This window comes from Anoxybacillus sp. FSL W8-0104 (assembly GCF_038004465.1).
GTDB lineage: Bacteria > Bacillota > Bacilli > Bacillales > Anoxybacillaceae > Anoxybacillus > Anoxybacillus flavithermus_G.
This window is the reverse complement of record NZ_JBBOQU010000001.1, coordinates 1,255,620-1,274,248: the sequence shown is the minus strand read 5'-3', so window position 1 is coordinate 1,274,248 and position 18,629 is coordinate 1,255,620. Positions and strand designations below refer to the sequence as shown.

Here is an 18,629-nt window from a genome sequence, read left to right as displayed (position 1 = left end):
CGTTACTCCTCCCTCATATATTGATAATAAGCTGCACAACTACCTTCCGACGATACCATACATGGACCAATTGGATTGAGGGGTGTACATGCTCTCCCAAACAACGCACATTGAGGTGGATCAATGAGACCACGAATCACTTCACCACATCGACATTTTGTTCGACGTGGTTCACGTGTTGGAATAGGAAATTTCACCTTAGCGTTAAACTGATTATACTCACTCTTAAAATCCATTCCACTATCAAAAATGACACCGATGCCACGCCACGCCTCGTCACATAATGTAAAGTAATGATTCATCCAATATTTTGCCTGCACATTTCCTTGTTCAGTCACAACACTTTTGTAATCATTTAATACAACAGCGCGTTGTTCAAGCGATAGCAGCAACAAATGACGAAGTGCACTTAACATATCAAGCGCTTCAAACCCGCTAATTACTGCAGGTATATTGTATTCTGTTGCTAAAAATTCAAAATGTTTTCTTCCCATTACCATCGATACGTGTCCAGGGAGTAAAAATCCATCTAATGCCACTTCTCCGTCATGAAGCAACTGGCGTAAAATCGGTTCCACTAGCTTTGTGGACATCCACATAGAAAAATTTCTTACTTGTTTCTCTTCCGCTTCTTTTACAGCTGCAGCTAAAATCGGAATCGTCGTTTCAAACCCTATGCCTAAAAAAATAACTTCTTGATGTGGGTGTTGTTCGGCGATGCGAACGGCATCAACAGGAGAATAGACAACTCGTACATCTTTTCCTTCTGTCTTCGCTTGCATCAACGTACCATAAGATCCTGGCACTCGAACCATATCGCCAAATGTACAAATGATTCGATTCACACCATCTGTCAAAGAAATCATTGCATCAATCGTTACTTGATCAGTGACACAAACAGGGCAACCAGGGCCAGAAATAAGACGAACGTATCCTTCAAGCGCTTTTTTCACCCCTGTACGAGCGAGAGCCATGGTATGTGAACCACAAACTTCCATGAAGGAAGGTATTCGCCCGAACGTTTGTTGAAACCGATCGGCTAACGTCTTCACTTCCTGTAACAGCATTTGACTAAGTGTTGAGTGATCCGTCACTTCTAGCATCGACTAACTTCCTCCATTCTTCTAAACTTTCTTGTGCATATTGCTCGTCAATAATAGACATCGCCTGGCCAGCGTGCACAATGACATAATCACCGATTTTCACTTCAGGAACAAAAATGATTCCAACGTTCATTTGTGAGCCCATCACGTCGACTAACGCAGAAAAACCTTCGATATGTAACACTTTTGCCGGCACTCCTACACACATGCCTGTCCCCTCCTATGTGCTGCAATCATTAACTGTCCAAGTGCTAATCCTCCATCGTTGCACGGTACTTTTTGATGTGTATAAACATTGAATCCAAGTTGAGAAAACTCTTGGCGAAGCCGTTTAACGATGTAGCGGTTATGCATACTTCCGCCTGATAAAACGATGTTACGCTCATATGTTGGATGTTGTTGCAAAGCAAGACGAACCATTTCAACAGACGCCTGAACAACTGTTTCGTGAAAACGTCCAGCAACGGTATTCGTTTGTACACCGTCATCGACATCTCTTATGATCGCCCGCCACATTTCTTTTAAATCAATTTCCCATGTTTCACGTCTTTCTACATTAAACGGATAAGCCTCATATATTTTCGTATCATCAATCAATTCGGAAAGCCGAATCGCCGCTTCCCCGTCATATGTGCTATGCGTACAAACATATAAGAAGGCGCTCACAGCATCAAACAATCGACCGCACGTCCCTGCTAGAGGGGAATGTAGCCCTTTTTCGATCATTTGTCTCAGCACATCAACGTCTCTCGCTCGCTCTATAAATCGTTGCTGCGCTAAAGCGTATCCTTCTTCCCCTAAATAGTATCCAAGCATGCCAACTGTTGTACGCCACGGTTCTTTCGCACAACGTTCTCCACCAGGAAGTGGGGTATATGTCAAATGTCCGATTCTTTCATATTGCAAAGCGTTTCCGTATAACAACTCAAACCCCCATATATGCCCATCTTCGCCGTACCCTGTTCCATCTAAAATTAGACCAAAACATGAAGTTGAGATATGGTTTTCTTCCATACATGAAACCATATGCGCATGATGATGCTGTACAGCTACAATGTCGGCATCCCATTGTTTTGCGATGTTCCACGTTTCGTAGTTTGGATGTAAATCAACAGCAATAATTTTAGGTGTTACTCCCATCCACGTGCGTAAATGTTCGTATTCTCTCTCAAAATGTTCGATTACTTCTACATGTTCTAAATCGCCTATATGGGGCCCTAAAAAAATTTGCTGGTGTCTCCCGAACGCAAATACATTTTTTTGCTGCCCACCAAGCGCTACAATCTCATGTACATCTTGCTTTGTCCATAATGGATCTGGAACGAAGCCACGCGCCCGTCGAATGAAATGGGTGTTCCCATTTTCTATTTGGACAACAGAATCATCAAGCGGATGTACAATTGGGCGATTATGAACGAGAAAATAATCCGCAATGTTTTGCAAATCACAAAAAGCCCGTTCATCTTCGTATATGATCGGTGCTCCTGAACGATTAGCACTTGTCATGACAATGACAGGTAATTGATCATCCAACAATAAATGATGGAGGGGAGTGTACGGCAACATCACCCCAACCGTTTGTAACCCAGGAGCGACCAACGAAGCAATCATTGTGTTTTTTCTTTGTTTAACAACAACGATCGGGGCTTCCGGCGAGGTTAACAATTGTTTTTCTTCCTCCGTTACGTCACATAATTGTTCTACAATGTCAACAGAAGCAGCCATCACAGCCAACGGTCGATTTGGCCGTTGTTTTCGCATTCTTAATTGTTGAACAGCCCTTTCATTTGTCGCATCACATGCTAAGTGATATCCGCCTAAGCCTTTAATCGCAACAATTGCCCCGGCTTGAATATACGCCCTCGCCTGCTCGATCGCATCCCCCTGTACCATTTTTCCATCACGGTTTCGTAGCATGATAGAAGGACCACACGCTGGACAAGCAATAGGCTGAGCGTGATGGCGACGATTCATAGGATCGTTATATTCCTCGTTACATCGTTTACACATTGGAAATGAATACATCGATGTAAACGGGCGGTCATACGGTAGCTGTTCAATAATCGTGTAGCGTGGGCCGCATTGTGTACAATTAATGAACGGGTAACGATATCGATGATCATTTGGATCATACATTTCTCGCAAACAATCATTACAAACAGCTGTGTCGATCGGAATAACGAGCGAAGAACTTCCCGTTCGTTCGCTCGGAATAATGGAGAAATCGTTACATGCTTGCCATTGGGCTGCAGTCACAATCATTTCATCAATACAGGATAGTCGCGGGGCTTCTACCGGTAAAGAGTGAATAAATTGATCGACTGCGTAAGCATCCCCTTCAATATGAATAAAGACCCCGTCCATATTGTTTTGTACAATTCCTTTTACGTTATAACGCTTTGCGAGTGCGAAAATAAAAGGACGGAAGCCAACTCCTTGCACTCGTCCTTTTACCGTAATATTGACTGCTTTTTGCATCGGGCAACCCCTTCCCGAATCCAATGTAACCATTCATCCATACCTTCACCCGTTTTCGCAGATATCGTCAATAACCTAGACTGTGGGTTAATACACAATAAATCTTCTTTTGCTTGCTCTACGCTAAAATCAAGATACGGCAATAAATCTATTTTATTTAGTAAAACGAGTTCTGTTCGCATAAACATCGTCGGATATTTCGGTATTTTATCATTTCCTTCTGGTATGCTTAATACAGCCACCTTATGTTGCTGTCCTAAATCATAGCCAGAGGGACAAACAAGATTTCCGACATTTTCAATAAACAAAATATCGAGATGCTGAAAATTAAATTGGGGTAAAACAGCTGCAATCATGCGAGCGTCTAAATGACATCCTCCGTGCGTATTAATTTGCACAGCTTGCGCACCAAGAGCCCGAATACGTTCCGCATCTTTTTCTGTCGCTAAATCACCCTCGATGACCCCAATACGAAATTCACTAGCTAGCGCCTCAATCGTTTTCTCTAAAATCGTTGTCTTTCCTGCTCCTGGAGAGCTCATTATATTGATGACAAGCGTATTCGTTTCTTCGAACAATTGACGGTTAAACGCAGCCGCTCGGTTATTGTTTGTTAACACATCAACTTCCAATGTAATTCTCATGTTGTTAAACTCCCTTCATATGCTAGAATGCGAAATGTTTCCCCTGCTACAATGTTTCCGCTCGGAAGCAAGCATGTTGGACATTGCGTAATTTTTGTAGCTGGTTCATATTCTTTTCCGCAAATTGCACAAATTGCTCTCGCTCTTTCCATATGAATAACCAATTCAGCATCTGCCGTTAAGCAATTATCCGCTTGCACTTTATACACATCAAATGCAAACTGTAATGCATCTGGAAGCACATTGCTTAACGTACCAACTAACAACTCCACTTTTTTTACTTGTTTCATCTCTTTGCTTCGAGCGTCTTGCTCAATTAAATGAACGATTTCTCCCATCAACGCCATCTCATGCATACGAATCCCCTTCTATTTGCACATACCATTCATCTCCTTCTTGTTTTGTTTGGAGAATTGGCATATGCAACGTTCCTTCTTGTGACAATACGTACCATTCACGATCACAGTACAAGCAAATGAAACGATGATCTTGCTCGATATAATGTGGCATCACGTGACAGTGCGAACAAATCGCTTTTTTTACATGTAATGTTCCGGCATGTTTATAAACGACAATCGGAATGCGGGCAACGGTTTTCATTTCAACGCCATGTACATCGTCGCACAGGCCAATGGAATGCCACGTGCGATGACTAAAAAACAATGTTTTCACTTTTTCCACCTCATCTTCTAATAGCGGGGCAGAAGCTTCTTTCACCGTTTCCATTAAACTATTGCGCATCATCTTTAAAAATTGGAGACGATTCATGGAGTGTGACACCACTCTTCTATTTGACGCACAACTCGCTCGACAACATATGGAAGTTGTGCTTGCACAATTGGAGATAAATCTAAACCAAGAACTAGGGAGGCAGGTTGAACCCCGAATAACACCATTTGTTTTGGAATGGTTTGGCGTAGTTTCGCAGCTAATAACACTTCTTGAAAACCAAGTTGATGAATGGACATTTTCATTCCAAAATAAGCTGGAATTTCATCATCGACTAATGTAATAATCGTTCCCGCTTCTTTTCCTGCATTGACAGCATCGACTACCACTAAATACTCCGTCTCTTCGATTGTTCCAAGTAGCCGCATTCCATCGGTCGAACCCTCCACTACTTCAACATCTTCGTATTGCGCAAGCCTTTCTTCCAGTAATGGCAAAATATGAATGCCAACACCTTCCCTGAATCCGTGATGGTTGGAAATCAACTTTGATTTTGGTGTTAGTTCTATGGATATATGATCCATACATCCCTTTTTTTGATGATTCCCTGCACCACTTTCATGTTTGAAAACGAGATAAATCCTCTTTTATGGAGATACAAACCAAAAAAGAGACAAAAAAAGTACAGGGGGGAGTGATGGATATGAGTACCCGAACATCTGTTTGTTATCTTGCCTCTTTCCATTTTTGATACACATTCAGTAGGAGTATACTGTACCCACTCCTTCGCGTCAGTTTCATCCAGATCTGTCGTGATCGGCGGACGAGTCGACCTGCCATCGTGATCACCGTCTGAATGATCGTCTTGATGCGGCGGCGTTTCACTTTATGATGTAATGGATGTCTCGGATCGCTTAATAGATCTTGTCCAATCAGGCGAAGAAGGTTGTACACGAATGCTCCCATGACTAACACGAGCGCATTCGTTTTCATCTTCCCTGATGGAAGTCGCTCTAAATCTAAGTCGCTTTTCAGTTCGCTATGAAACTGTTCGCATGTCGCATGATCGTGATACAATGCGAGCACATCACTCATTCGAACATGCTCGTATCCTTCGAGGCGCACCCAGTAGCTTTCGACTTCGTAATCAGGAACGAGCATCAGCTGTCCATTTCGTTCCATCGTTCGTTCCGTCACTTGGGTGACTTGAACGTACGTATACGTGTGTCCATCGATTGCTGCTGTCTGTGGAAGGCATAACTCATACGTTTGTACTCCTTCTGTTTGTCCATCATCGACGCGTCTGCCCTTTTGCGAAGCGATCTGGAACCAAAGCGCTTTCGATTCTCGGCGTAAGTTTCGCTTGATGACAAAGTCCACGTCTTCCTTTAGACATACGTGCACATTCGCTTCCGCATCGTTTCCTGCATCCATGCGGACAAGCAGACGAGACGAGGTCAGCGGACGAGCTCGACGGATAGCGGTAGTTAAAAACGAAGGCATGTTGTCTTGTACATGTTGTTTCCCTGGACGCAGCTCGGCATGAACGATATACCCTTCCTTCCCTGCGTACGCAAACAACGGCGTAAAACCGTCAAATCCTTTATACGTTCGACTCACTCCTTCTTTTTTCGTATCGGAGTTATCAAATGGGGAAGCATCTATATCAAGGGGAAGCCATGTCGTTTTCCCTTTCGTCCAACAAGCGGACAAGGTAGCGTGTTGTCGAACCAACAGACGCATCGATTCCTCCCAAATGATGGTTTCGGTCATCGGGAGACAAGCGAGCTGATCGAGACGCTGTCGCAACGTTGGGGAGGAAGGTACGTGCCGAATGCCCATTGATGTCGAAAAGATATCGTCCTGACGATACGCTTCGATATGATCAAAATCCGTTTTTCCTGTGGCAAGCAAGCCGATCATCGAGCGAATGACGTCGCTATGGGAAATGTGCACATCTCGACGAACCGTTGGGAGCCGAAGTGCGTTTACTCGTTTATCCAGCTTCGTTTGGTGCAGTAAGTAGCCCACGAGAGCAAGCCCAGCACTTGGAGTAATCGCTTCATCTGTCAATACAAACCGAATCGGGAAATCTTTCATCACATTCACCTACTTGATGAAGAATCGTCAACGTCGTTTTCCCTTATCGTATCAACGGTTTGCGACCATTGTAAAGATGTTTTGTCACGGATTCAGGCCTTCGTCAGAATACAATAAGTTCCCAATTCCGAGAACGGTTATTTTTTTATTTTTCATCGTGTTCACCTAATGCTTCTTTTTTTCTCTCTATTTTATAGCCAGTAAAAATGGATGACATCGTTCCATTCCGTTGCAAGTAGTCTTCACGAAATGCCATGTACACGTGTACAACAGTAAAAATGATAAATCCCCATGCAACGAGATGGTGCCACGAACGAACAGAATAGCTATCGCCGCCAAATAAATGGGCAACCCACATAAACATTTTTCCGTAAATGGACTCAGGTTGTGGCTCGAATAATAAATGTAACTATTCACTCCGATAGTAGTATGTAAAGAAGCGCAACACAAATAGGGCATCCCCGTAATAGAAAATGCCCTAAGTGGTAGAAAGAACGCGATCAAGCGTGTCACCCGTCAACAGAAGACATAACGAATCCCACACGTTTTTTTCGTGTTTCGTCAGTGTGGAAACGATGCTTCTTGTGATACAAAAAGACTGGGCGAATGTTTCTACGCGAAACGTACCCGAAATGTTCTCTTTGACTTTAACCATGCGAAGATCGCGTTCGGCTTGGTTGTTGTCAAAGGGAACATGTACTTCACGTAAGAAACGCAACGCTTCTTCCTTTCGTTTCTGAAGCCGTCGAACAAAAGCGAGTGCTTTTTTCGGAAGAGGTGTCATCGTTTCCAATCGATGTTGTGCTCTTTCTAGGATGCGATCATACACTCGTTCCCACCGTCTCGCTTCTTCTTCGGAAAGTGCACCGTGATGGGCTTCGACGGCTTGCTTGGCGGCTAACAGAAACGTGGTCATGCGCATCGCCCACGTATGCCCTTGTTCGATGAATCCTTTTAACTCACGCAAATGGTGGGCATGACAAAGGGCATGGGTGGCATGTGTGTATTTCGGATACGTACCGAACCCATCGTGCATCATCGTCCCTTTGTATTGTGGAAGAATCCCGATCTCATCCGTTGCTTTCTTTCCACGAGAAGCGTGAGAAGCCAAGTATGTATATCTCGATGTACACGCGACATGCACCCATGCGAGTTTCCCATTGATGCGCAAACTCGTTTCATCGACATGCAGGATGTTGGATTCAAGTAAGGCGTCTTCGATGATGTCCATATTTGATTCCAGCGCTTCGCGTCCTCGTTTCACCATATTGGCAAGGGTTCCTGTACTAATCGAGTGTTGATATAACGCTTCGATTGTATCACTTAAACGCTTGTACGGGATCAATTGGATATGATGTAAATAAACAACGAGCGCAGTAAGGCGTGGACCGTATTGCACATGATTCGTGACATGGGATGGGAATTCGGCTTGTTGCACGCATCGACAATGCGGACACGATTTCACTTCACGTTCATGTTGTGTCACCTCGATCGCCACAGGAGGGACATCAAACACTTGACGGATATCGACTTTGAACGGTTTGACGTCACGCAAAGAAACCCCACATCCTTGACACGTATGCACACGGTGGACGACACGATGATGTGGATGTTCCACTTGACGGAGCGTCGTTCCTTGATGTCCTTCTTGTCCGCCTGGCTTGTTGCCAGATGGTTGACGAGAAGAACGTGTGTTGGCAAAACGGTCAGAAGATGGGGGCAAATGGCTATTGGAGCTGTTTTTTTTCGTGCGTGCTTCCAGCTCTTGAACACGGTACTTCAGTTGTTCATTTTCTTTGCGTAGCTGTTTGTTTTCTTTCAACAGTTGCTCAATGACTTGTTGTTGGTGAGTAATGAGCTGCTTTTGTTGTTGGACTTTGCTGATTAAGCTTTCAACTGTAAATACAGCTTGTTGTACCGTCAACATGCGATTCACCTCCTTGTCTATCAATATTCACATCATAGACAGGAAAAGCAAAAAATATTCAGCTCACTTTATGATGTGGCTGAATAGTTACTAATAAATAATATCCTGTAAGCATCATAATAATTGAGCCTAATCCAATGAAAATCCAATAGCTTAATTGAGCGAGCGGATTATGTCCGATATAATGTTTTTTGTTATTTTTCATAAATAAGTAATATTTGATAGTTTCAAATGCTTCTTTCCAAAAAGAAAGTCGAAATGGGTTCGACGTCGCATGTTCGTTTCCTTTGTATACCCAATACCAACGAACAGCTAAATTAATAGTAAAAAGGAAAGCAACGAAGAAGTGAATATAACGTGCCCACCCCATCAAAAACGAGTAATACGCTTCTTCTTGAATGGAGGCAGACACGAACGGGCGGCCGATAAACACGCCCGTAATCATTAAAACTATGATAGAAAAAGCATTAATCCAATGAAAAATACGAACAGGTAATTCCCATACGTACACTTTCACCATGTGATCATTTAGCTCAATACGTTTTGCTTTTCGCGATCGCTTCCAAATGACTTCCGTCTGTTTTTGTTCAATTTTTGGATTTGTCGGGACTGACATACACTCCCCTCCTACCCAATACGAATATGCGTTGTTTGTTTCGATTCAAGATCGGTTAAATGAACCGCACATGCTAAACATGGATCGAACGAATGGATGATGCGCAAAATCTCTAACGGCTTTTCTTTATCAAGCAATGGCGTTCCCTTTAAAGACGCTTCATACGCACCAATTTGCCCTTTATGGTCACGCGGTGAAGCATTCCATGTCGTTGGAACGACGGCTTGATAGTTTTTCGTTTTCCCATCTTCAATTTCAATCCAATGGCCTAACGCACCACGTGGCGCCTCCATCCATCCTACTCCTTTCGCTCGCTTAGGCCACGTGCTTGGCTCCCATTTTGTCCGATCGAATGTAATTTGATTTCCGTTGCGAATATTCGCAAGCAATGCGTCCATATCATCGCGCATCCATTTGGCAACGAGAATAGACTCAAGCCCACGTGCTACTGTACGTCCGAGTGCCGAGCTCATCGCTTCAAGTGGCCAACTCAATTTCTTTAATGTATCATCTACTAATCCAACAAACTCATCTTTCTTTAACGCATAGCCAACTAGCATGCGCGCAAGTGGTCCTGTTTCCATCGGATGCTCTTTCCATCTTGGAGATTTTAGCCAACTATATTTTTCATCTGTATTTAATGTTTTAAACGGTGGTTTTGGCCCTGTATAACGGAGTGATGTTTCTCCCTCCCACGGATGTTTGCCAACTCCCCCCTCTTTCCCATCATATGTGTACCACGAATGATCAATAAATTCTTTTACTTGTTCTGGATCTTTCGGATCGACATCAAGCACTTCGTTTAAATTACCATTTAAAATAACACCACGTGGGAAACGATATAAATGCACGTCCCGAATATCACCTGTCGAAAAATCCCCATAACATAAATAGTTATTTAATCCTCCGCCATATGTCCAATCTTTATAAAACGAACCAATCGCCAATAAATCGGGAATGTAAACATGGTTTACAAACTCTACTGCCTGATCAATAATTTGCGAAACATGCATAAGACGCTCTGCGTGAATTGCATTATCACTATTTATATCAATTGGAGTGGCCATTCCGCCGACAACATAATGAGGATGCGGGTTTTTCCCCCCGAAAATGGTATGAATTTTAACAATTTCCTTTTGCCAATCAAGCGCTTCTAAATAGTGGGCAACAGCAAGCAAGTTCACCTCAGGCGGTAACTTATACGCTGGATGCCCCCAATACCCGTTTGCAAAAATGCCAAGTTGGCCGCTATCAACAACTTTTTGTACCTTCATTTGAATCTCTTTAAAATAACCTGGTGACGATTTTGGCCAATTGGAGAGAGACTGAGCAATGCGGCTCGTTTCGTTCGGATCGGCTTTCAGAGCGCTTAATACATCAATCCAATCGAATGCATGTAAATGATAAAAATGAACGACATGGTCATGTAAAAAAACTGCAGCATTCATAATGTCACGGATAAGATGGGAATTTTTTGGAATTTTGATATCCAGCGCATCTTCAACGGATCGGATAGAAGCTAAAGCATGTGTAGTTGTGCAAACACCGCAAATGCGCTGCACATACGCCCAAACGTCCCTTGGATCACGATCGCGCACGATTAACTCAATACCGCGGACTGCTGTTCCTGAACTAAACGCCTCTTGAATAACACCTCTCTCGTCAATATCTACTTCAATGCGTAAATGACCTTCAATTCGCGTGACTGGGTCGACAACAATACGTTCTGTCATCTTTATTCACCTCGATCATGATGTTCATCTTTTTTCTTCAACGCTGTGACAGCAGCGTGAGCAGCAACACCTGCAGCCGTTATACCGACAGCAATCGCTCCGACTGTTTCTGGATTAATCGTTGTTTGAGAAGCAGGGATTTTCGCGCGACGAACAAAGAAAGGACCGTTATCCCAAAATCCTTTTTCAGAGCAACCAATACACGGATTTCCAGATTGAATCGGGTAGCTCACTCCTCCGTTCCAACGCATCTCTGCACAGGAGTTATATGTTGTCGGTCCTTTGCACCCTACTTTGTATAAGCAATATCCTTGTCTTGCTCCTTCGTCGTCAAACGATTCCGCAAATAATCCCGCATCAAAATATGCGCGACGATTACATTTATCATGAATACGATGACGATAAAACGCTTTCGGTCTGCCGAGATGATCAAGCTCTGGAAGTCTACCGAACGTAATCATATGGGCAACCACTCCCGTCATCACTTCTGCGATCGGTGGACACCCGGGTACTAAGATGATCGGTTTATCTTTCACGAAATATGTAATCGGCTTAGCTTTTGTCGGATTCGGATATGCAGCAGGAATTCCGCCCCACGACGAACAGCTTCCATATGCAATAATCGCTTTTGCTCCTTTAGCAGCGCGAAGAAACGTCTCTTTTGCCGACACGCCACCGACAGTTAAAAACGCATCATCTGTTGGCAAACTTCCTTCTACCGCAAGTATGTATTCCCCCGGATAATGTTCCAGAACATGTTCAAGTGCGGCTTCAATTTGATGGCCTGAAGCAGCAGAAAGCGCTTCTGAATACTCGAGAGAAATCATGTTGAAAAGCACGCTTTCCACTTTTGGATGCGTAGAGCGAATAAATGATTCAGAACAACCTGTACAGTCTTGAAACTGTAGCCAAATGACTGGGACGCGGTAGTTTTTTTCCATTGCCGCAACAACTTGATCGGTTTGCGAAAAATCTAATCCCATTGTCGCCGCCAGTGCTGTACACATTTTTAAAAAATCGCGTCTCGTAAGGCCGCGATCAAGCACTTCTTCCAAAATCGTCTTTCTCTTCACATAGCTCCTCCCCTTTACATGATAACGTTTACAATTGATTATATATCATTATTTACCTTTATGTTATTTTCATGGGATAAATGTAACAAAATGTTCTTAAATATATTAGCAACCACTAGCATTGCAGTAATTAAATCTGATGATTCAAAATACTAAGAATGTTCAATTTTTTATTGATTTCGAAACAAAAAAATCCTTTACAATGGAAGTACAGGTGGTTCCTGTCCAAATCCAATCGTAAAGGATAACTGTTATGGACAAGAATACACTAATTTCATCATTTGGTAAATGGGTTTCACCCATAAATATTCAAAAACTTAGCGAACAAGTCAAAGAATTGAAACAGGACTATTACACAAAAAAGCTGACAACAGAAGCCTATATTAAATTTTTATTGGTAGCCCAACTGCTCGAATTTAAGAGCTTAGAGGAAATGAGTGATGCACTTGTAGACGAAGATCTTCAAAAAGCACTCGGATTTGAATCGATAAGTGCCTCTCAGCTATCCCGAAAAAACAATCAGATCAACCCACTAATTCTTGCAAATTTGTTCTTGGATCTTGTTTGGAAAATTCAACGGTACCATTATAAAAACGGAAAGAATATGCCACTGAAAATCATTGATTCGAGTACACTCCCGTTGAATTTGACCAATTATAAATGGGCAAAATTCCGTAAAACAAAAGCTGGTGTAAAGCTACACTTACGGCTCGTTTTCATGGATAAAGACACCGTCTATCCTGAAAAAGCAGTGATTACGACAGCAAAAGAACATGACCGAAATCAACTCGAAGTCCTAGTGGATGATAAAGAAGCCATGTATGTGTTTGACCGCGGTTATGTGGACTATGAACGTTTTGACCGGATGACAGATGATGGCTATTTCTTCGTTTCAAGACTGAAGAAAAACGCAGTCATTCGTGAAGTCTATACATTTTCACTTCCTGATGATTGTCACGTTCTATCCGATAAAATGGTCTATATTGGTACCACACAAAATCGTACTGAAAATGTCTATCGTCTACTAGAAGTTATGGACACAAAAGGGAACTTACTTCGTTTAATTACCAACCGATTTGATTTAAAAGCAGAAGAGATAAGTGGTATTTACCGATCTCGCTGGGCTATTGAACTCTTTTTCAAATGGCTTAAGCAACACGTAGAAATTAAGCACTTTTATGGAATGAGTGAAACAGCTATTCAAAATCAAATTTTCTTAGCCCTTATCACGTATTGCTTACATGTTCTCATTCAATTGGAGATGAAAAGTAAGAAATCCCTACTTCGAATTACTCGTTGGTTAAAGAGAGCTCTGTGGAAACCAGCTTATGTTTGGTTGCGAAAATTTGATGGGCGAGCCAGTCCATAATCTCCCTTTTGTCGTTGTCGCTCTGATTTAACTGTATATATTTACCAAATGGACAGTGCCGCCTTTCTTTAGGTTTTGTCTTTTTGGCACAAATTCACAAAAAATAATTAACAGAAAATTCTAACTATATTTATGCAATGCTAATGATTAGCAACATGAAAATAGTTTTTATTATAATAAACGGGTAAATAAAAAGCGCCTTCTATTCTGAAGACGCTTCTTGTTCAACCTGTTTTTCTTTTCGTTTATACACAAATTTTGAGATAGATATACTCACCTCATACAATAACAGCAACGGAATAGTTACTAAAAAGTCAGAGATAAAATCTGGTGGCGTAATAGTTACTGCAATAATAACTAATATAAAATATGCATATTTTCTCATCTTTTGTAACGCATATGGATTGATTAAACCAATGCTTGTTAAAAACATAATAATAATTGGTAATTCAAACAATACAGCAAAAGGAATCGTCATGTTTAAAATAAATCGAAAATACTTCTCTGTTGTAAACATCGTCGCGAACAAATCTTCGCCAAGACTCATTAAAAAGTGGAACACCATCGGCAAAACAACAAAGTAACCAAAACATAAACCGAGAACAAATAACAAAAATGTCGCTGGAATATACGATAACGTTACTTTTCGTTCTCTTGGAGTAAGAGCAGGCTTCACGAACATCCATAGTTGCCAAACAAATACAGGAATCGTCATCGTAATCGCGAATACGCCAGCTAACATGACATATACCCATAAAATATCAGTAGGACTTAAAATGGTTAATTTTACATCTAAATCAGCAATAAGCCAGCGATATAAATCTTGAACAAAAATAAATCCTACAATAAAAAATAAAATAAGCGCTCCAACAACAATAAAAATTCTCTTGCGCAATTCTTCTAAATGTTCAACTAACGTCATCTCTTTATCTTCATATCGTTGCTTTTCTTCCACGAGCGTAAACACCAACCTTTTTCCATGTTAAAAACGGCAACACATCGTTGCCGCTTTATGATTTACGCGTTTCTTTCTTTTCGTCAAGCTCTTCTAATACTTCATCGCGCAATCCTTTTGTTGATTTTTTAAACTCACGCAACGTTTCACCGAAAGCACGTCCAATTTCAGGCAGTTTTTTCGGTCCGAAAATGACAAGAGCGATGACAAGAATTAAAATTAAACCAGGCACTCCGATATTTGAAAGCATAACGTCATCTCCTCGTATAGTATGTTTAGAAAGATTTTTAAATCGAATTTCCAGTTGGATATGCTCCTTGACAATCGCATATGTGTAAGTGATTTGCCCACGGGGGAGGGGCGCGCCCCTCCCCCGTGGATGGCACTACATCGGGGTTGGACTTTTCGCGATGTTCTTGGATAATGGTCTTAGGATCATCGGGGACACTCTTCTCTCTCCTGTAGCTTTGACTACTTAGAAAGTCTGTCTCCCCGGCTCCTGTTCGGACTTCTAACCCGCAGGCTGTTCCCGTTGGTTTCCCATGCTGGAAGGAGCAGCTTCCAGGCAGCCCATGGCCCAACGTGAGTTCTCATATGCGAGGGTGACTGGTCAACAGGCGCGGTCCGGGGGCATCCCGAAGAGTCCCAACCCCACGATCCTACTACGATTGGAGGTGATCTCATGAAACTCTACGTCGGGATTGACGTGAGCTCAACGGACTTATACACGTGTATCATGGATCAAGAAGGAAACACGTGCGCCCAATTCAAGGTGGACAATCATCTCCTTGGCGCGACCTTCCTTCGCGATCAAATCCTCCTGTGGGCCAACAAGCTCCAACCATCCGAAATTCTCATCGGGATGGAAGCCACTTCGGTCTACAGCTGGCATCCAGCGATGTTTTTCCACCAACAGGAGGAGCTGAAGTCTTGGAATGTCAAGGTGTTTACCATCAATCCAAAGCTCATTCGCAAATTTAAAGAAGCGTACACTGACTTGGATAAAACGGACGGCATCGATGCGTGGATCATCGCCGATCGGCTTCGCTTTGGCCGTTTGAAAGTGACAGCTGTCATGCAAGAACAGTTTATCGCCCTTCAACGGCTCACGCGCATGCGCTATCATCTCGTCCATCAGCTGACTCGGGAAAAGCAGTACTTCCTCCAACACTTGTTTTACAAGTGCAGTTCCTTTACCCAAGAGGTGGACAGCTCCGTGTTCGGACATGCCATCTTAGAGCTTCTTCTCGAGTCGTTTAGCTTAGACGAAATCAGTCAGATGGACGTGCAACAGCTCGCTGACTTCTTGCGCCAAAAAGGACGCAATCGCTTTGCCGATCCGGAATGCATCGCCAAGTCCATTCAAAAGGCGGCTCGTTCGTCGTATCGGCTTTCCAAATGTGTCGAGGATTCCATCGACTTGCTTTTAGGGCTATCGATTCAATCCATCCGTAGCCTTCAAGCGCAAATTAAAGAGCTAGATAAAGCGATTACTCGCCATTTGGAAGGCATCCCAAATACGTTACAAACGATTCCCGGCATTGGTCCGGTCTACGCCGCTGGCATCTTAGCCGAAATTGGACAAATCGAGCGCTTTGACAACCAAGCCGCCTTAGCAAAGTATGCAGGTTTGACTTGGTCTAAGCACCAGTCCGGTCGGTTCCAAGCCGAGGAGACTTCCCTCATTCGTTCCGGCAATCGCTATCTCCGTTACTACCTAGTGGAGGCTGCCAACTCGGTACAACGGCATGATGCGTCGTTTCGCACCTATTACCGGAAGAAGTATGAGGAAGTACCAAAGCACCAACACAAACGAGCCCTCGTCCTCACCGCTCGAAAACTCGTGCGTGTGATCGATGCGCTGCTACGCAACGGTCAAATCTACACGCCAAGAAAGGGGGAAGATCGATAGGGGTATCGATCTAACTGATTTTGCATTAAAACCCAGTTAATGACATAAGACAAGACTGGGCTTCTTAAGTATTGCCTTTTTTCGGGTCATCGGACAATCGAATTTCCAATTTCGATGATTTTTCACCTTGACATATTACCGCAGGACTTTTTTCATACATACGCTTCTTTTATTGTATTGCTAAGATCTTCATTTTTCAATGACTAGTTTTTAAGAGGTGTGATAAATGTTTGACAATCAACATACAGTATATGCTATATTCTTCACCATAACTAGCAATGTTACTGTAGAAGTCGGTAAATTGGGTAGTTTTTTATTTCCGAGCGGAAACTATATTTATGTAGGGAGTGCGAAACGAAACATTCAATCACGTATTCGACGTCATATGCAACTGGAAAAACGAAAACGTTGGCATATCGATTACATTCGTCCATATGGAGAAATCATACACGTTCAAACGTATTCCTCTGAACTTAGCGAATGTGAACGCGCTCAACAACTTTTTCAACAATACAAAGGACAATGGATCGTAAAAGGATTTGGTTCATCTGACTGCCGTTGTCCTTCCCACCTTATTTACTATAAAGAATAAACGAGGGATACACTCCCTCGTTAACCTTTATTCCCCATATGTTTCTTTCGATTTTGCTCCTTTTCCTGCAACACGTATTCAACTTCGCTCGGAAAAGAGGAGAAAGAAGTAGTAACTGTAGTTGAGCAATTTTCGTTACAATAATTACCATTTAAAAAGAGACAAACAGGGTACCCCTTATGCCACGTGGAGCTGTTTTTTCACGGTATCAATGGGAATATTTTGTTTTGCTGCACGATAAATGAACTCCACGAGGCTATGTCCTTTTCTCTTGCGCAGGAGATCGAGCCCATCCGAAAAATCACTGTTAGACTCGAACATGCTGTACACATACGCAAGTTGCACCAAGATCCAATACCGTTTCACCGCCCGACGCCCGCGAACGCGGTATCCATCGAGTTTCAGCTGGTCTTTCGCTTGACGGAAAAAACATTCGATCGACCAACGTGCAGCATAGTAGCGCAAGATCTCTTCATCGCTTAGCTCGCGATCGGTGCTCAAGACGCAATGAAGATGTTTCGGCGTCATCGGCTGATCGGCTTTCCATGCGAGCAGCACCACGGCATCCTTGAGACCGTTCAGAGCGCCTTCGTAGCGATACACCCGATAACGCTCTTTTCCCACCGTGACGAGGCGGGTATCCCGTGGCTCCATAGATTTGGCAAATTCTTTTGCTTGAATGGCCGTCCCTTTTGGATAGAGAATCCGATTCGTCTTCAGCATCGCGATGACGTGGAACCCTTTTTTTAAGCAGGCTCCCACGAGGGTTTTCGATGGATACCAAGAGTCCATGAGCACATAAACGGGTCGACTCACATCCAACGAAGAAAGCATCTCGATCGCGAGTTCCCCTTTGCTTTTCCCCACCGTCTTGTCGTAGAGGCGAAAGGCAAAAGGAAACGCTTGGGTCATCGTATGAACCATGAGCCAAACGAGAGAATGTCCCCAGATCGACTTTTTCTCTGCGTGAGAATAGTGCCAATCACACCCTTGAATGGCGTGTGTTGCCCGTGACGAGGGCTTCGTTTTTTGGCAAATCGTATCATCGATCGAAACAAAAATGGGTTGATTCTCTCGTTTCGAGCTGCGTTCGACACGATGAAGCACCCACTGTTGGAGTTTGCGAAGCAGCGTCTCTTCCTCCCATGGGCTTTTCGTGAAAAAATGGCTCAGTGTCGTGCGATGGTTCGGATGAAAACTCCCATGATGTAGATCGGTCAGCGTTCCCGAAAAGCCCTTTGTAATCATCGCATCCACGATATGAACGAGATGCTTCATGACAGGTTTCGAGAAATAAAGGGCCAACCCCAACATCGTCAAAAACTTGTGGATTCCTTGGTGATGTGCTAATCTATTCATGAGACATGAACCTCCTTGTGAATGGTTTGTTGGCACATCTATTCTAACCAAGGAATCGGGTTCATGTCTTCTTTTTTGTTTGGTTGTAAATTTATGTTA

At 43.0% G+C, this 18,629-nt stretch carries 17 protein-coding genes and 2 pseudogenes; 3 read left to right on the top strand and 16 right to left on the bottom strand.

Features of this window, described 5'->3' with window-relative positions:
• Window positions 1-2: 2 nt before the first annotated feature.
• The 13 genes and pseudogenes from hypD to NST18_RS06760 all read right to left on the bottom strand — a co-directional run bounded on the left by hypD (window position 3) and on the right by NST18_RS06760 (window position 12,343).
• On the bottom strand, window positions 3-1,103 hold the full coding sequence (gene hypD / locus NST18_RS06820; RefSeq protein WP_004890482.1) for a hydrogenase formation protein HypD: 1,101 nt from the start codon (window positions 1,101-1,103) through the stop codon (window positions 3-5).
• Entirely contained in the window at window positions 1,072-1,311 is a 240-nt protein-coding gene (locus NST18_RS06815) for a HypC/HybG/HupF family hydrogenase formation chaperone (RefSeq protein ID WP_003397236.1), read from the bottom strand. The genes hypD and NST18_RS06815 overlap by 32 nt, the downstream gene beginning before the upstream one ends.
• Complete coding sequence (gene hypF / locus NST18_RS06810; protein ID WP_004890484.1) at window positions 1,302-3,581, bottom strand: carbamoyltransferase HypF; 2,280 nt, start codon at window positions 3,579-3,581, stop codon at window positions 1,302-1,304. Before hypF ends, NST18_RS06815 begins: the two co-directional genes overlap by 10 nt.
• A complete protein-coding gene (gene hypB, locus NST18_RS06805; RefSeq protein WP_035018657.1) occupies window positions 3,554-4,225 on the bottom strand; it encodes a hydrogenase nickel incorporation protein HypB in 672 nt (223 codons plus the stop codon). The genes hypF and hypB overlap by 28 nt, the downstream gene beginning before the upstream one ends.
• Window positions 4,222-4,581: a hydrogenase maturation nickel metallochaperone HypA/HybF gene (locus tag NST18_RS06800; RefSeq protein WP_003397239.1), complete on the bottom strand. Its 360-nt coding sequence runs from the start codon at window positions 4,579-4,581 to the stop codon at window positions 4,222-4,224. The genes hypB and NST18_RS06800 overlap by 4 nt, the downstream gene beginning before the upstream one ends.
• The gene (locus NST18_RS06795; RefSeq protein WP_004890490.1) at window positions 4,574-4,993 is read right to left on the bottom strand and encodes a hypothetical protein; all 420 of its coding nucleotides are present in this window, start codon (window positions 4,991-4,993) and stop codon (window positions 4,574-4,576) included. The genes NST18_RS06800 and NST18_RS06795 overlap by 8 nt, the downstream gene beginning before the upstream one ends.
• Window positions 4,990-5,478: a HyaD/HybD family hydrogenase maturation endopeptidase gene (locus NST18_RS06790; protein WP_004890493.1), complete on the bottom strand. Its 489-nt coding sequence runs from the start codon at window positions 5,476-5,478 to the stop codon at window positions 4,990-4,992. The genes NST18_RS06795 and NST18_RS06790 overlap by 4 nt, the downstream gene beginning before the upstream one ends.
• Window positions 5,479-5,620: 142 nt before the next feature.
• Window positions 5,621-6,994 carry an IS1380 family transposase gene (locus NST18_RS06785; RefSeq protein WP_088223305.1) on the bottom strand — a complete coding sequence of 458 codons (1,374 nt, stop codon included), beginning with the start codon at window positions 6,992-6,994 and terminating at the stop codon, window positions 5,621-5,623.
• A gap of 145 nt (window positions 6,995-7,139) precedes the next feature.
• Window positions 7,140-7,400 (bottom strand): annotated as a pseudogene (locus NST18_RS06780) (cytochrome b/b6 domain-containing protein); the annotation flags it as partial.
• A 72-nt stretch (window positions 7,401-7,472) separates the two neighbouring features.
• A complete protein-coding gene (gene tnpC, locus NST18_RS06775) occupies window positions 7,473-8,921 on the bottom strand; it encodes an IS66 family transposase (protein WP_088223283.1) in 1,449 nt (482 codons plus the stop codon).
• Between the two features lie 76 nt (window positions 8,922-8,997).
• Window positions 8,998-9,537 (bottom strand): annotated as a pseudogene (locus tag NST18_RS06770) (cytochrome b/b6 domain-containing protein); the annotation flags it as partial.
• An 11-nt stretch (window positions 9,538-9,548) separates the two neighbouring features.
• On the bottom strand, window positions 9,549-11,270 hold the full coding sequence (locus NST18_RS06765) for a nickel-dependent hydrogenase large subunit (RefSeq protein WP_064214220.1): 1,722 nt from the start codon (window positions 11,268-11,270) through the stop codon (window positions 9,549-9,551).
• 2 nt (window positions 11,271-11,272) lie between these two features.
• Window positions 11,273-12,343, bottom strand: coding sequence for a hydrogenase small subunit (locus NST18_RS06760; RefSeq protein ID WP_004890503.1), 1,071 nt, complete (start codon window positions 12,341-12,343; stop codon window positions 11,273-11,275).
• 253 nt (window positions 12,344-12,596) lie between these two features.
• Between NST18_RS06760 and NST18_RS06755 the strand changes: the two genes are divergently transcribed.
• Window positions 12,597-13,712 (top strand): IS4 family transposase, encoded by a 1,116-nt coding sequence (locus tag NST18_RS06755; RefSeq protein ID WP_032101754.1) that lies wholly within the window; start codon window positions 12,597-12,599, stop codon window positions 13,710-13,712.
• 202 nt (window positions 13,713-13,914) lie between these two features.
• Here NST18_RS06755 and tatC read toward each other — a convergent pair whose 3' ends face one another.
• Both tatC and NST18_RS06745 read right to left on the bottom strand, forming a co-directional pair.
• Window positions 13,915-14,634 (bottom strand): twin-arginine translocase subunit TatC, encoded by a 720-nt coding sequence (gene tatC / locus NST18_RS06750; RefSeq protein WP_192948883.1) that lies wholly within the window; start codon window positions 14,632-14,634, stop codon window positions 13,915-13,917.
• A gap of 88 nt (window positions 14,635-14,722) precedes the next feature.
• Window positions 14,723-14,917, bottom strand: coding sequence for a twin-arginine translocase TatA/TatE family subunit (locus tag NST18_RS06745; RefSeq protein WP_035018658.1), 195 nt, complete (start codon window positions 14,915-14,917; stop codon window positions 14,723-14,725).
• Window positions 14,918-15,349: 432 nt separating this feature from the next.
• On the opposite strand from NST18_RS06745, the gene NST18_RS06740 reads away from it, so the two are divergent.
• Together NST18_RS06740 and NST18_RS06735 are read left to right on the top strand one after the other, a co-directional pair.
• A complete protein-coding gene (locus NST18_RS06740; RefSeq protein ID WP_064214420.1) occupies window positions 15,350-16,579 on the top strand; it encodes an IS110 family transposase in 1,230 nt (409 codons plus the stop codon).
• A gap of 301 nt (window positions 16,580-16,880) precedes the next feature.
• A complete protein-coding gene (locus NST18_RS06735) occupies window positions 16,881-17,171 on the top strand; it encodes a GIY-YIG nuclease family protein (protein ID WP_230456191.1) in 291 nt (96 codons plus the stop codon).
• Window positions 17,172-17,348: 177 nt separating this feature from the next.
• Here the strand turns inward: NST18_RS06735 and NST18_RS06730 are convergent, their stop codons facing one another.
• Complete coding sequence (locus NST18_RS06730) at window positions 17,349-18,530, bottom strand: IS701 family transposase (RefSeq protein WP_088223189.1); 1,182 nt, start codon at window positions 18,528-18,530, stop codon at window positions 17,349-17,351.
• Window positions 18,531-18,629: the final 99 nt, after the last annotated feature.

Bases quoted from the DNA above. Each gene is read 5' to 3' on its own strand.
- NST18_RS06795 (WP_004890490.1), bottom strand. From the start codon at position 4,993: ATGAATCGTCTCCAATTTTTAAAGATGATGCGCAATAGTTTAATGGAA.
- hypB (WP_035018657.1), bottom strand. From the start codon at position 4,225: ATGAGAATTACATTGGAAGTTGATGTGTTAACAAACAATAACCGAGCG.
- NST18_RS06755 (WP_032101754.1), top strand. From the start codon at position 12,597: ATGGACAAGAATACACTAATTTCATCATTTGGTAAATGGGTTTCACCC.
- NST18_RS06730 (WP_088223189.1), bottom strand. From the start codon at position 18,530: ATGAATAGATTAGCACATCACCAAGGAATCCACAAGTTTTTGACGATG.
- hypF (WP_004890484.1), bottom strand. From the start codon at position 3,581: ATGCAAAAAGCAGTCAATATTACGGTAAAAGGACGAGTGCAAGGAGTT.
- NST18_RS06740 (WP_064214420.1), top strand. From the start codon at position 15,350: ATGAAACTCTACGTCGGGATTGACGTGAGCTCAACGGACTTATACACG.
- NST18_RS06765 (WP_064214220.1), bottom strand. From the start codon at position 11,270: ATGACAGAACGTATTGTTGTCGACCCAGTCACGCGAATTGAAGGTCAT.
- NST18_RS06785 (WP_088223305.1), bottom strand. From the start codon at position 6,994: ATGAAAGATTTCCCGATTCGGTTTGTATTGACAGATGAAGCGATTACT.
- NST18_RS06790 (WP_004890493.1), bottom strand. From the start codon at position 5,478: ATGGATCATATATCCATAGAACTAACACCAAAATCAAAGTTGATTTCC.
- tatC (WP_192948883.1), bottom strand. From the start codon at position 14,634: ATGACGTTAGTTGAACATTTAGAAGAATTGCGCAAGAGAATTTTTATT.
- hypD (WP_004890482.1), bottom strand. From the start codon at position 1,103: ATGCTAGAAGTGACGGATCACTCAACACTTAGTCAAATGCTGTTACAG.
- NST18_RS06745 (WP_035018658.1), bottom strand. From the start codon at position 14,917: ATGCTTTCAAATATCGGAGTGCCTGGTTTAATTTTAATTCTTGTCATC.
- tnpC (WP_088223283.1), bottom strand. From the start codon at position 8,921: ATGTTGACGGTACAACAAGCTGTATTTACAGTTGAAAGCTTAATCAGC.
- NST18_RS06815 (WP_003397236.1), bottom strand. From the start codon at position 1,311: ATGTGTGTAGGAGTGCCGGCAAAAGTGTTACATATCGAAGGTTTTTCT.
- NST18_RS06800 (WP_003397239.1), bottom strand. From the start codon at position 4,581: ATGCATGAGATGGCGTTGATGGGAGAAATCGTTCATTTAATTGAGCAA.